Consider the following 12,899-nt stretch of genomic DNA (forward strand, 5'->3'; position numbering starts at 1 on the left):
ACATGTTAGAACAGCCTACACAAAACCCATTAACGGTATCAATGCTTAACGCACAAGCTCAACAAGTGCAAAAACCACTGCGTGACAATGTAAAATATGCAGTGAAAAACTATTTAGCGCAATTAAACGGTGAAGATCCAACAGAATTATACGAACTCGTATTATCTGAAATCGAACACCCAATGTTAGACATCGTCATGCAGTACACCCGTGGTAACCAAACCCGTGCTGCGACCATGCTAGGCATTAACCGTGGTACATTACGCAAAAAATTGAAAAAATACGGTATGGGCTAATTCTAACCGAATGAATAAACAAAAACCCTGTGAAGAGCGATTTTCACAGGGTTTTTCCTTTTTCTTATTTGTTCAATAATTGACTTAATTTCTCCGCCCTTGCCTTATCTAATTTTGCCAAGGCTTGCAAGGCCTCGGCTTTTTTAGCGGAATTGTTCTCTAAGTCCGCACACAAGGCCATATTCTCAAGCGTATCAGCCTGATGATAATAGGGCAATTTACTCTCAAGTGCCTGCTCAAAATGCTGGTGAGCGGCTGCAAACTTGCCCTGCTTGCACAAGAAGGTGCCGTAATTATTGAGTACATCAGGGTGGGATTGGCTGAGTTTCAAGGCCCTTTGGTAGGATTTTTCAGCTTCGTCTTGGTTGCCGATTTGCTGGAAATAATAGGCCTGAACTGAATGGGGCAGGTAGTCCTTCTCATCATGGACTAGGGCCTTGTCGATGTTTTCCTTGGCCTTGGGAAAGTCCTTCTGCTCCAAATAGGCTAGGGCCAGATTGAGCCGGGCCTTGGCGGCTTCAGAGCGGTCGAAGTCGGCCTCTTGGGGGAGGTGACACAGGCGGCCAGTGTTAAAGCCAGGCTACAAGCGGTCAGGTTTTTTAAAAATCTTGCAAGTTTCATGTGGTCACCTTTGAAGAAAGATGGCGCCAGCCTCCAGGCTGGTGCCTGATATATCAAGCTCTTACAACACCAGCCTGGAGGCTGGCGCTATCCTTAGAGGCAAGTGGATGATTAATGTGCCTTAACCTCAATCCCCTGGCCAAACTTACGTTTTTCCATGGTGCGTTTGGTGCGGTCGATCACATCACCAGCCAACTGGCCACAGGCCGCATCAATATCATCGCCCCGGGTTTTCCGCACGGTTACGGTAAAACCGTATTCCATCAGGGTTTTCTGGAAGCGGTCTGTCCGAGTGTTGGAGCTCTTGGCATAAGGGGCTTCTGGGAACGGGTTCCATGGAATCAGGTTAATCTTACACGGCGTGTTTTTGAGCACATCGGCCAGCTGGTGGGCGTGTTCCACCGAGTCATTCACTTGGTTGAGCATAACATACTCAATGGTCACCTTGCCATGGTTGGCATTGGACACTTCCAGATACTTATTGACCGAATCCATCAACATTTTGATATTGTATTTCTTGTTGATTGGCACGATCTCATCCCGCAATTCATCGTTAGGGGCGTGTAGGGAAATGGCCAGGGCCACGTCAATTTGCTCCCGCATTTTGTCGAGGGCTGGCACTACGCCCGAGGTGGACAGGGTAACACGGCGTTTGGACAGGCCATAGGCGAAGTCGTCCAACATAATTTCCATAGCAGGAATCACATTATTCATATTGAGCAAGGGCTCACCCATGCCCATCATCACCACATTAGTAATAGGCCGCACGCCAGTAACACCAAAGTTACCAATCACCTTAGAAGCCCGCCAGACCTGGCCGATAATTTCCGCCACGCTCAGGTTACGGTTAAAGCCCTGCTGGGCTGTTGAACAGAAGGTACAGGCCAGGGCACAGCCCACTTGAGATGAAACACACAAGGTAGCACGGTCAGCTTCTGGAATATAGACCGTTTCAATCTGCTGCTCGCCCACCTGCATGGCCCACTTGATAGTGCCGTCAGATGACCGCTGTTCCACTGCGATTTCAGGGGCCTTGATTTCTGACACGGCCTTAAGTTTTTCCCGCAGGGCCTTGTTGATATTGGTCATATTGTCGAAATTATCTTCACCAAAGTGATAAATCCACTTCATCAACTGATCGGCTCGAAAAGGTTTTTCGCCCAAGGAAGCCAAAAACTCCCGCATTTCCTGGCGGTTCATATTCATTAAATTAATTTTTTCAGATTTTGGTTGTACGCTTACAACCTGCGATTGACAGTTTTGTTCTGACATAAAGATTAAGCCTCGTTATTACACGGTTTGTGGCAAATGTTAGGAAATAGCTAAGATTTGCAATAAAAAAGATAAAGAAAAAAGACCGTGAATTGTACTGATGTCAGTGGCCTTAGGCTAGTGATTTTTATGGTTTGAGGGAAGTTTCTTGGTTTAATTTCTCGATCCAGATCACAAAATTAAAGCTAGGGAGATTAAACAAGCGGTTCAATTCTTGCAAAAATCTGCAAATTTTGAACCGCTTGTTCTTTATGAGAAAGAGGAAAAGATTAGATATACTTCACATCAATCACATCAAATTCCACCTTGCCGCCTGGGGTTTGGATAACGGCATTGTCGTCAATTTCCTTGCCGATTAGGCCACGGGCAATGGGGGAATTAACCGAAATCAGGCCTTCTTTGATGTTGGCTTCATCGTCACCTACAATGCGGTAGGTCACTTCTTCATCGCTTTCGACATTGACCAAGACCACGGTCGCCCCAAAAATAACCTTGCCGGTTTGTGGCATTTTGGTCACATCAATCACCTGGGCATTGCCTAGCTTGCCTTCAATTTCCTGAATTCGCCCTTCGCAGAAGCCCTGTTGCTCACGGGCGGCGTGGTATTCGGCGTTTTCTTTTAGGTCGCCGTGCTCACGGGCTTCGGCGATGGCGTTGATGATTTGCGGGCGGCGCACATTTTTGAGGTAATCTAATTCTTCTTTTAATAATTCTGCCCCACGGACAGTCATTGGAATTTGTTTCATTGGTTATCCTTACAGGGAAATAAACATTTACGAAAGAAAAACAAGGGGCTATTATTCATTGTCTTTTCAAAAATAGCAACATTGAAATAGGGCGAATTGCCCCCATTTAGGGGCAGTATTTTTCGATTTTGAGAGAACAGAATGAAAAACCAAGAAAGTAGCGGTGATGTCCGCCTAGACAAATGGCTGTGGGCGGCCCGTTTTTATAAGACCCGCTCCCTTGCCAAGGCCATGATTGAAGGCGGCAAGGTGCACTATAACGGGGTGCGGGCCAAGGTTAGCAAAACGGTAGAAGTTGGGGCCAAGATCAAACTTCGCCAGGGCAATGAGGAAAAAGAAGTGGTGGTGATGGCCTTAAGCGATCAACGCCGTGGCGCCCCTGAAGCCCAGTTGCTCTACCAGGAAACCAGTCAAAGCATTGAAAGCCGTGAACAAATGGCTCTGGCCCGCAAGGCCAATGCCATGCCCCATCCAGACCGTCGCCCAAATAAGAAGGAGCGGCGGGAATTAGTCAACTTTAAACAACATTTCTCGGAGAATTTATGACCTACAAACAAGATAACGACAAGCTCTATCGCTACCTTTTCCAAAACCGTGCGGTGCGTGGCGAATGGGTGCGGCTTAACAGCACCTTTACCGAAACCCTCAATACTCACCAATACCCAAAAGCCGTGCAAAACCTCCTGGGCGAAATGCTGGTGGCCAGCAGTCTTTTAACAGCGACCATGAAGTTTGATGGCTCGATTACCGTGCAAATCCAGGGCGATGGCGCCTTGAAACTGGCCGTGGTCAATGGCAACGATCAGCAGCAATTTCGTGCCCTGGCCCGGGTGCAGGGGGAGATTGCTGACGATGCCAGTTTGAGTGAGATGGTAGGCAATGGGGTGCTGGTGATTTCCATTATTCCTAACCAGGGCGAACGCTATCAGGGCGTGATTAGCCTGGATAAGCCGACCATCAGCGAGTGCCTGGAAGACTACTTTGCCCGCTCTGAACAGCTGGCGACTCAATTAACGATTCGAGTTGGCGAATTTGAGGGGCAGGCCGTGGCAGGGGGCTTGTTGCTCCAAATTATGCCAGATGGCACGGGCACGCCTGAAGACTTTGAGCACTTGGCCACCTTGACGGCTACTGTGAAAGAAGAAGAGTTATTCGGATTGAGCGCAGAAGAACTGCTTTTCCGCCTCTACCATGAGGAGCAGGTGGAGGTTTACCCACCACAAGCCACCGAATTTAAGTGCGGCTGTTCCCGTGAGCGTTCAGGTGCAGCCATTATGCTAGTGCCGGACGAAGAAATTGCTGAAATGCTGGCTGAGAAACAGGGTGTGATCGATATGCAGTGCGAATGCTGTGGCACCCAATATTTCTTTGATGAAAAGGCCATTGAGCAGCTTAAGGCAGAGGCCAAGTAAAAGGCTTGACGGTGTAGAGAAGATCTATACCGTTCTTATTTGTAAAAAATGCAAATAAATCGCCCGCTTGCTGGCCTGTCGCTTCACACTGCCCCTTAAATCCTTTAAAATATTGCGATTTTTTTAAACCCTGAGAGGAAGATTATGAGCCAACCAATCTATAAACGCATTTTACTTAAATTAAGTGGTGAAGCCTTACAAGGCGACGAGGGCTTTGGGATCGACCCGTCCATTCTAGACAGAATGGCGATTGAAATCAAAGAGCTGATCGAAATGGGCGTGGAAGTGGGTGTCGTGTTAGGTGGTGGCAACCTCTTCCGTGGGGCCAAACTGGCCAAGGCAGGCATGAACCGAGTTGTTGGCGACCACATGGGAATGTTGGCCACCGTGATGAATGGCCTGGCCATGCGTGACTCCCTCCACCGTGCCGATGTCAATGCTAAACTTATGTCCGCCTTCCAATTAAACGGCATCTGTGACACCTACAACTGGTCTGAAGCCATCAAAATGTTGCGTGAAGGCCGTGTGGTCATCTTCTCAGCAGGTACGGGCAGCCCCTTCTTTACCACCGATTCCGCTGCCTGCTTGCGTGGGATTGAGATCGAGGCTGATGTGGTCTTAAAAGCTACCAAAGTCGATGGTGTTTATGATTGCGATCCTGCCAAAAACCCAGAGGCCAAACTCTACAAGAACTTGACCTATGCAGAGGTGATTGACAAGGAATTACAGGTAATGGACTTGGCCGCCTTTACCCTAGCCCGTGACCACGGCATGCCAATTCGGGTCTTCAACATGGGTCGCCCAGGTGCCTTACGCAATGTCATTCTAGGCACAGAAGAAGGCACCACTATTGCTTAATTTTTTACTTAACTGATTAACCCTAAAGGATAGAGAATGATCAACCAAATCAAAAAGACGCTCAAGAGCGTATGGAAAAAAGCGTCGAAGCCCTTAAAGGCCACATTGCCAAAATCCGCACTGGCCGTGCCCAACCAAGCCTGCTTGATGCTATTCAAGTGGAATACTACGGCTCCCCAACCCCGCTTCGCCAAGTAGCCAACGTGGTGGCGGAAGATGCCCGTACTCTGGCTGTAACCGTCTTTGACCGCTCTTTAATCGGTGCGGTAGAAAAGGCCATCTTGACTTCAGACCTAGGCCTTAACCCATCATCAGCTGGCACCACCATTCGTGTCCCGCTTCCACCACTGACAGAAGAACGCCGCCGTGATCTGATCAAGATCGTCAAAAGCGAAGGCGAGCAGGGCAAGGTTGCCGTGCGTAACGTCCGTCGTGATGCCAACGACAAGATCAAGGCCCTCCTCAAAGACAAGGAAATCAGCGAAAACGAACAGCACAAGGCTGAAGAAGAAATCCAAAAATTAACCGACAGCTTTATCAAGAAAGTCGATGAAGTGCTTGCGGACAAAGAGAAAGAATTGTTGGATTTCTAAGATCTGATAATGGACAAGCGGGTTAATTTTCTCAAGATTTTGCAAATTTTGAGGTGAATTTGCCCGCTTGTTTTTTTGTGTAAACCTATACTCCCTCCCCCGCTTGCGGGGAGGGCTGGGGTGGGGGGATTGAGCGAAGCTCAAGATACAAGCGAGTTATTTTTCTTAAAAATTTGCAAATATTGCAAGAAATCCTACCGCTTGTTGCCTAACGGCAATCCCCCTCCCTCACCCTCCCCCGCAAGCGGGGGAGGGGATCTTGATCAAGTAAATATAACTTATGAAAAAACTCACCATTCTCGGCTCTACCGGTTCCATCGGCCAAAGCACCCTATCTGTGATAGAGCATAATCCAGACCAATATCAAGTCTTTGCCCTAGTCGGCGGCAAAAATGTGGCCCTTATGGCAGACCAATGCCAACGCTTTAACCCTCAATTTGCTGCCCTTGATGATGAAAAGGCCGCCAAAAGACTCGAAGAACAGCTCAAATCCCAGGGCCTTAAAACCCAGGTCTTAGCTGGGCAAAAGGCCATTTGTGAACTCAGTGCCCACCCTGACGTGGACATGGTTATGGCTGCCATCGTAGGGGCTGCCGGCCTCCTGCCCACCCTTTCAGCCGTACAGGCTGGCAAGCAGGTTCTGCTTGCCAATAAGGAATCCCTAGTTACCTGTGGCCAGATCTTTATTGATGAAGCCCGCAAATCAGGGGCCAAACTCTTGCCGGTGGACAGCGAACACAATGCCATCTTCCAATCCCTGCCGCCAGAAGCCCAAGGACAAATTGGTTTCTGTCCTCTGGCAGATCTAGGCATTAGCAAGATTATCCTGACCGGCTCAGGCGGCCCCTTCCGCACCAAACCTTTAGACGAATTCTCTTCGATTACACCGGAACAGGCTGTCGCCCACCCAAATTGGTCTATGGGCAAGAAGATTTCGGTCGATTCGGCCACCATGATGAACAAGGGCCTGGAATATATCGAAGCCCGCTGGCTCTTTAATGCCTCGGCCGAGGAGATGGAGATCATCATTCATCCCCAATCCATCATTCATTCCATGGTGCGTTATGTGGACGGTTCGGTCATCGCCCAAATGGGCAACCCCGATATGCGAACCCCCATTGCCCATACCATGGCTTATCCAGAGCGGATTAAGGCCGGCGTTGAGCCGCTGGATTTCTTCAAGCTCAAGGAGCTAACCTTTATCGAGCCTGATTTTAAGCGTTACCCTAATTTGAAGCTGGCCATTGATGCCTTTGCCCAGGGCCAGTATGCCACAACCGCGATGAATGCGGCCAATGAAGTGGCTGTCCAGGCCTTTTTGGATGGAAAAATTCGCTTTGTGGACATTGAGTACATCAACCGTAGCACAGTGGAAAACATTGCCCCTATAGCGATTGGTGAAATTGCGGATGTGCTGCATATCGACCGTTTGGCTCGGGAAGTGGCGGAGCAGGCCGTTTTGCAAATTTAAGCCATATTTGCCCCGCTTGTTGGCGTTTGCCATATAGAGCAGGGCAAGGTTTTATGCTATAGTAGTTCACTTTTTTAAGCCATAAATAGAGAAGATGACGGATTTAATCAGCCAACTTGACCCAGAGCAAATGCCTGCTCACGTTGCCATTATTATGGACGGCAACGGGCGCTGGGCCAAACAGCAGGGCAAATTGCGGGTCTTTGGCCACCAAAATGGCGTGAAGGCGGTACGCCGTGCGGTCAGTTTTGCCGCTCGCACTGGCATCAAGGTGCTGACCCTTTACGCCTTTAGCAGCGAAAACTGGTCACGGCCTGAGGCTGAGGTGTCTGCCCTGATGTCGCTCTTTATGCGGGCGCTTAATGGCGAGGTCAAGAAGCTGCATAAAAATAATATCCGCCTCAAAATTATTGGCAACAAGGCGGGCTTTAGTGCCAGTTTGCAGCAAAAGATCCAGGAATCTGAAGAACTTACCGCCCCAAATACTGGCCTGACCCTCAATATTGCGGCCAATTACGGCGGTTTTTGGGACATTACCCAGGCGGCTCAAGCCTTGGCAGAGCAAGTTAAACGGGGCGAACTAGCGCCTGAAGAGATTACCCCTGAATTATTGCAAGGCCACTTGGTCACCCAAGATCAGCCCCAGGTGGATCTGCTTATTCGGACCAGCGGCGAGCAGCGGATCAGCAACTTCCTGCTCTGGCAAACGGCCTATGCTGAATTTTATTTTACCCCTGTGCTTTGGCCGGATTTTGGCGATGAAGACTTTGCCCAAGCGGTACTGGCCTTCCAAGGGCGTGATCGGCGCTTTGGTGGGGTCTAACCCCCCTCAGCCCTTCGGGCAGCTCCCCCGCAAGCAGGGGGAGCGAAAGAACAAGATCTCCCTTCCCTCCACCCGCTTGCGGGGGAGGTGCTGAAGGCGGAGGGGGGATGTAATTAAAAGGAAACCCTATGTTAAAACAACGAGTTATCTCAGCGATTGTGATGATTGCGGCTGTACTGGCTGCCCTCTTTGGCCTGTCGCCATTGCCTTTTACGCTTGTCCTTTTTGGTGTGATCGTCCTCGGTATGTGGGAATGGGCCCAGTTTGCGGGCTTTAAAAGCCCCGTGGGCCGTGCCATAGTGGCCTTGGCCACCTTTGGCCTCCTGATTTTCCCTATTATGGCCAGCACGGACTACATCCGCTCCGCCCGTTTTTTAACCGATGAAACCACCCCGCTCCTCTTTGTAAGCTGCATTTGGTGGGCGCTGGCTCTTTATTTGGTGGTGACCTATCCAAGCTCTGCCAAGTGGTGGGAAAAATCGGTGGTAGCCAAGTTTGTCTTCGGTTTCTGCACCCTGATTCCCTTCTTTATTGCCACACTTGCCCTGCGTTTTTACCACTACCACCAGTCTGAATATGCGGGCCTCTGGGTCTTGCTCTATGTCTTCATCTTGGTTTGGGCGGCAGATTCAGGGGCTTATTTCTTTGGCAAGGCTTTTGGCAAACACAAGCTGGCGGCCAAGGTTTCGCCGGGCAAATCTATTGAAGGGGCCTTGGGTGGCCTTGTCACCGCAGGGCTTATCGCCTTTGCCTTCCTGCATGTTGCCCCAGAAAATGTCTTTGGCCGTGAACTTTCTCTCCTGCCCTTTATCTTACTGTCTATTGCAACGGTGGCCATTTCCATCTTGGGCGATCTAGCCGAAAGTATGTTTAAACGCCAGGCCGGCATTAAGGACAGCAGCCAGCTCATTCCTGGCCACGGTGGGATCTTAGACCGAATTGACAGCCTAACGGCAGCGGTTCCATTTTTCGCAACCTTCTTCTTTTTAGTTTTATAGGGTGAACCTTTGACCTCCATCTTAGCTTTTTTTGTCTTAATCTGCGTCCTCGTGGCGGTTCACGAGTACGGGCATTTCTGGGCGGCACGCAAGTGTGGCGTCAAGGTGCTGCGTTTTTCCATTGGCTTTGGCAAGGTGCTTTATAAGAAGGTGGACAAGCAGGGCACGGAATGGGTTTTTTCCCTGATTCCGCTGGGCGGCTACGTCAAAATGCTCAATGATGAACCAGAAGGCCAAGATCATGAACGCTATGACAACAAGAGTGTTTATCAGCGGATGTTTATTATCCTGGCAGGTCCTGTGGCCAACTTCCTCTTTGCCATTTTGGCCTATTGGGCGGTGTTTGTGGCAGGCGTGCCAACAGTAAAACCTGTGGTCGGAACAGTTGTGCCTCATAGCATTGCCGCAGTGGCGAAACTTCCTGACGATTTTGAAATCAAAAGCGTGGCAGGCCGACCAGTCCAGGACTGGGAAGAAACCGTGCTGGCCTTGGTGGGAGCTGTCGGCTCAAGCCGTGTGGAAGTCTCAGGCAACCTGATTGACGACCAGCGCCGCCAAGATTTTGTGCTGGACTTATCTGGCTGGAAGATTGACGGCAACCAGGAAAACCCGCTGACCCAGCTGGGCATCCGCCCCCAAAGTGGCAAGATTGAGCCGACCATTCGGGCGGTTAGCGAAGGTTCAGCCGCCCAGCAGGCCGGCCTCAAAGCAGGGGATAAGATCTTAAGCATCAATGGCCAACCCTTTGACTGGCTTTTCCTAACCCAAGAGATTAAAACAGGCCAGCCCTTGGATCTCAAGGTTGAACAGGCAGGCGAGCCAAGAGAGTTGGTGCTCAACCCTGTTTGGAATGAAAAGGAAGGTCGCTACTTGGTCGGCCTTAGCCCAACCTTCCAGCCCTTGGCTGAAAAGTATCGTACTGAGCTAAAATATGATATTCTTTCGGCATTTGGTAAAAGCCTAGAAAAAGTCGGTTCCCTGATCTATACCATCATCCAGTTTATTGGCAACCTGATCACGGGTGATCTGTCGCTCAAAAACATGGGCGGGCCGATTTCCATGGCCAAGGGGGCAGGCTCTACGGTTGAAATTGGCCTGGTCTATTACCTAAGTTATATGGCCCTTATCAGCGTGAACCTGGGCGTGATGAATTTATTCCCAATCGTGCCGCTAGACGGCGGCCGACTGGTTTTATTGGGTGTTGAGGCCGTGAGACGCAAGCCCGTTTCAGAAAAAATTCAGCTTGTTTTTCAACAGCTTGGAATGGCCTTTGTACTGGGGTTGATGGCCTTTGCCCTCTTTAATGACATAATTCGTTTTTAGGCTTGCTACAAGCGGTCTGATTTTTACAAAATTTTGCAAACAATAGGATGCGTTAAATGAAAAAACTCTTACTTTCCACTCTTTTACTGGCCAATGGCGTGGCCGTGGTTGCTGCGCCTTTCGTGGTAAAGGATATTCGTGTTGAAGGTGTTTCGGCAGAAACAGAGGCCTCTGTTATCCCGACCCTGCCTGTAAAAGTGGGGCAAAGGGCAACAGATGCGGACATCAGTAACTTGGTCAGACAGCTTTTTGTACAAGATCGCTTCGATAATATTTCTGCCCGCCGTGAAGGCAGCACCCTTGTGGTTCAAGTGGCCGAGCGTCCTGTCTTAAGCGAGGTAAAGGTGGAGGGCAATAAGGCCATTCCAACTGAGGCTTTAGAGCAAAACCTCAAGGCCAACCTGATTTCTAAGGGTGAAGTTTATAATGCTGATAAGGTCAAAGCCTTTGCAGACAGCTTGCTTGAGCACTATCACTCAACAGGCCGCTATAACGCTACAGTTGAGCCAGTCCTTACCCCAACGCCCGAGGGCGGCAACCAGCTGACCATCAAGATTGATGAAAATGACGTGACCTACGTTAAAAATATTCAGTTTGAAGGGTTAAGTGCCTTTAAAGAGAAAAAACTACTAAGTCAGCTTAATATTCAGCCAGATGTGCCTTGGTGGGATCTCTTTAACAGCAGCAAGTACGAAGGCCAGGCCCAGCAGCAGGACTTCGACATTTTACGCAGCTACTATATGGACAGGGGTTATGCCAAATACCGCCTGGCAAATTACGATGCCAAGTTCAGCGATGACAAAAAAGAAGTGGATTTAACCTATACCATCCACGAGGGCGATCAGTACCGTGTCAGCGAAATCCGCATTGTGGGCGACACCGCCAACCTGACCAATGAATTAACCGCCTTAACCAAGAACTATGAAATTGGCGATCTCTTCCGTGCCAATGAGCTACAAAAATTAGAAGAGGCCATCAAGGACAAGCTGGGCCAGTATGGCTACGGCTCGGCCAAGGTTGATCTCTACCCAAGTTTTGATGAAGAAAACAAAACTGTGCGGGTAAACTTTATTGTCGATGCCGGCAAACGCCTCTATGTGCGTAAGATTCGCTTTGAGGGCAATGATGTAACCGCCGACTCCACCCTACGCCGTGAAATGCGTCAGCAAGAAGGGGCTTGGCTCTCCACCACCGCAACTGCCCTGGGCAAGGCCCGTTTAGAACGGACAGGCTTCTATGAAACCGTGGATATGCAAACCCTTCCAGTGCAAAATTCAGTCGATCAGGTAGATGTGGTTTATAAAATCAAGGAACGTAACACAGGCAGCATCAACTTTGGTATCGGCTACGGCACAGAAAGCGGCTTTAGCTACCAGGCTGGGATCAAGCAGGATAACTTCTTGGGTATGGGTTCAACCATCAGCCTGAGCGGCACCCGTAATGACTACGGCACCAGCGTTAATCTAGGCTACACCGAACCCTACTTCACTAAAGACGGGGTCAGCTTAGGCGGTAACATCTTCTATGAAGATTATGACAACTCCAAAAACAACAGCTCGGCCAGCTATAAACGTAAAACCTACGGCATTGACGGTACCTTGGGCTTCCCAGTGGATGAATATAATTCATACTACCTAGGCCTGGGCGTGGTGCGGGATAAGTTAAGCAACGTCACCCGTGAGTTTAACCGTGAGATCTATGTAAATTCCATGGACTTTGACTATGACCGAGCAGGCGATGTTTACAGACGGATTAAAACCACCGACTTTAACTTCAGCTTTGGTTGGAACTACAACAGCCTCAACCGTGGTTTCTTGCCAACCCAGGGCTTACAGGCCAGCCTGGGCGGGCGTGTGACCATTCCGGGTTCAGACAACAAGTACTACAAACTGAGTGCAGGCTTCTCCCACTACTATCCGCTTAACCGTGAACACAAGTGGGTGGTCAATACCCGTGTGAACCTGGCCTATGCCAACGGCTTTGGCGGCAAGGGCTTGCCATTCTTCCAAACCTACAGTGCGGGCGGGATTGGCTCGGTGCGTGGCTTTAGCTATGGCGCCATTGGGCCAAGAGCCATTTATCTGGATCAAAATAAGCAATTTAATTCCCACAGCTATGATGTAGTAGGTGGTAATGCTATGGGCACAGCCAGCCTTGAGTTGATTATGCCAACCCCATTTGTCAGTGAAAAATACCAGCACAATGTGCGGACATCTGCCTTCTTTGATATTGGTTCTGTCTGGAATACAAAATGGAATAAGGATCTTTATCCAGCCCTACCTGATTTCGGTGACTACAAAAAATTCCGTTCATCAGCGGGTATTGCTTTCCAATGGAATTCACCGATTGGGCCTTTGGTCTTCTCTTACGCCAAACCAATTCGTAAGTACGATGGCGATGATATTGAGCAATTCCAATTCAGCATTGGTAGTTCATTCTAGTTAAGTTGGCGGTATGATTTGCAAAAAAAAGCCTAAAAACATACC

General features: G+C 49.4%; 12 protein-coding genes and 1 pseudogene. 10 read left to right on the top strand and 3 right to left on the bottom strand.

The features are described 5' to 3' along the window. Positions 1 to 2: 2 nt before the first annotated feature. A complete protein-coding gene (fis, locus tag A4G20_03255; protein QIW15416.1) occupies positions 3 to 296 on the top strand; it encodes a Fis family transcriptional regulator in 294 nt (97 codons plus the stop codon). A gap of 64 nt (positions 297 to 360) precedes the next feature. Here fis and A4G20_03260 read toward each other — a convergent pair. The 3 genes and pseudogenes from A4G20_03260 to A4G20_03270 form a co-directional block, all read right to left on the bottom strand. Further along, positions 361 to 917 (bottom strand): annotated as a pseudogene (locus A4G20_03260) (type IV pilus biogenesis/stability protein PilW). A 111-nt stretch (positions 918 to 1,028) separates the two neighbouring features. Then, positions 1,029 to 2,189 (bottom strand): bifunctional tRNA (adenosine(37)-C2)-methyltransferase TrmG/ribosomal RNA large subunit methyltransferase RlmN, encoded by a 1,161-nt coding sequence (locus A4G20_03265; protein QIW15417.1) that lies wholly within the window; start codon positions 2,187 to 2,189, stop codon positions 1,029 to 1,031. Between the two features lie 269 nt (positions 2,190 to 2,458). After that, positions 2,459 to 2,935, bottom strand: a complete 477-nt coding sequence (locus A4G20_03270) for a transcription elongation factor GreA (GenBank protein QIW15418.1) — start codon at positions 2,933 to 2,935, stop codon at positions 2,459 to 2,461. A 141-nt stretch (positions 2,936 to 3,076) separates the two neighbouring features. Between A4G20_03270 and A4G20_03275 the strand changes: the two genes are divergently transcribed. The 9 genes from A4G20_03275 (at position 3,077) to A4G20_03315 (ending at position 12,854) form a co-directional block, all read left to right on the top strand. Further along, positions 3,077 to 3,481, top strand: a complete 405-nt coding sequence (locus A4G20_03275; protein QIW15419.1) for a heat-shock protein — start codon at positions 3,077 to 3,079, stop codon at positions 3,479 to 3,481. After that, positions 3,478 to 4,347, top strand: a complete 870-nt coding sequence (locus A4G20_03280; GenBank protein QIW15420.1) for an Hsp33 family molecular chaperone — start codon at positions 3,478 to 3,480, stop codon at positions 4,345 to 4,347. The genes A4G20_03275 and A4G20_03280 overlap by 4 nt, the downstream gene beginning before the upstream one ends. A gap of 144 nt (positions 4,348 to 4,491) precedes the next feature. After that, positions 4,492 to 5,205, top strand: a complete 714-nt coding sequence (locus A4G20_03285) for a UMP kinase (GenBank protein QIW15421.1) — start codon at positions 4,492 to 4,494, stop codon at positions 5,203 to 5,205. A 71-nt stretch (positions 5,206 to 5,276) separates the two neighbouring features. Further along, on the top strand, positions 5,277 to 5,798 hold the full coding sequence (locus A4G20_03290; GenBank protein QIW15422.1) for a ribosome recycling factor: 522 nt from the start codon (positions 5,277 to 5,279) through the stop codon (positions 5,796 to 5,798). Between the two features lie 280 nt (positions 5,799 to 6,078). Beyond that, complete coding sequence (locus A4G20_03295) at positions 6,079 to 7,269, top strand: 1-deoxy-D-xylulose-5-phosphate reductoisomerase (protein ID QIW15423.1); 1,191 nt, start codon at positions 6,079 to 6,081, stop codon at positions 7,267 to 7,269. A 154-nt stretch (positions 7,270 to 7,423) separates the two neighbouring features. Then, complete coding sequence (locus tag A4G20_03300; GenBank protein ID QIW16842.1) at positions 7,424 to 8,092, top strand: di-trans,poly-cis-decaprenylcistransferase; 669 nt, start codon at positions 7,424 to 7,426, stop codon at positions 8,090 to 8,092. Positions 8,093 to 8,220: 128 nt separating this feature from the next. After that, the gene (locus A4G20_03305; protein QIW15424.1) at positions 8,221 to 9,090 is read left to right on the top strand and encodes a phosphatidate cytidylyltransferase; all 870 of its coding nucleotides are present in this window, start codon (positions 8,221 to 8,223) and stop codon (positions 9,088 to 9,090) included. Between the two features lie 9 nt (positions 9,091 to 9,099). Beyond that, positions 9,100 to 10,413, top strand: a complete 1,314-nt coding sequence (locus A4G20_03310) for an RIP metalloprotease RseP (protein QIW15425.1) — start codon at positions 9,100 to 9,102, stop codon at positions 10,411 to 10,413. A 56-nt stretch (positions 10,414 to 10,469) separates the two neighbouring features. Continuing rightward, entirely contained in the window at positions 10,470 to 12,854 is a 2,385-nt protein-coding gene (locus tag A4G20_03315) for an outer membrane protein assembly factor BamA (GenBank protein ID QIW15426.1), read from the top strand. Positions 12,855 to 12,899: the final 45 nt, after the last annotated feature.

The sequence above is a fragment of the Pasteurellaceae bacterium RH1A genome, from assembly GCA_012221805.1.
Classification (GTDB): domain Bacteria; phylum Pseudomonadota; class Gammaproteobacteria; order Enterobacterales; family Pasteurellaceae; genus RH1A.

What these genes read in the sequence shown, in the direction of transcription:
- A4G20_03285 (QIW15421.1), top strand. Translation starts at nt 4,492, where the DNA reads ATGAGCCAACCAATCTATAAACGCATTTTACTTAAATTAAGTGGTGAA.
- A4G20_03265 (QIW15417.1), bottom strand. Translation starts at nt 2,189, where the DNA reads ATGTCAGAACAAAACTGTCAATCGCAGGTTGTAAGCGTACAACCAAAA.
- A4G20_03305 (QIW15424.1), top strand. Translation starts at nt 8,221, where the DNA reads ATGTTAAAACAACGAGTTATCTCAGCGATTGTGATGATTGCGGCTGTA.
- A4G20_03280 (QIW15420.1), top strand. Translation starts at nt 3,478, where the DNA reads ATGACCTACAAACAAGATAACGACAAGCTCTATCGCTACCTTTTCCAA.
- A4G20_03270 (QIW15418.1), bottom strand. Translation starts at nt 2,935, where the DNA reads ATGAAACAAATTCCAATGACTGTCCGTGGGGCAGAATTATTAAAAGAA.
- fis (QIW15416.1), top strand. Translation starts at nt 3, where the DNA reads ATGTTAGAACAGCCTACACAAAACCCATTAACGGTATCAATGCTTAAC.
- A4G20_03315 (QIW15426.1), top strand. Translation starts at nt 10,470, where the DNA reads ATGAAAAAACTCTTACTTTCCACTCTTTTACTGGCCAATGGCGTGGCC.
- A4G20_03275 (QIW15419.1), top strand. Translation starts at nt 3,077, where the DNA reads ATGAAAAACCAAGAAAGTAGCGGTGATGTCCGCCTAGACAAATGGCTG.
- A4G20_03300 (QIW16842.1), top strand. Translation starts at nt 7,424, where the DNA reads ATGGACGGCAACGGGCGCTGGGCCAAACAGCAGGGCAAATTGCGGGTC.
- A4G20_03295 (QIW15423.1), top strand. Translation starts at nt 6,079, where the DNA reads ATGAAAAAACTCACCATTCTCGGCTCTACCGGTTCCATCGGCCAAAGC.
- A4G20_03290 (QIW15422.1), top strand. Translation starts at nt 5,277, where the DNA reads ATGGAAAAAAGCGTCGAAGCCCTTAAAGGCCACATTGCCAAAATCCGC.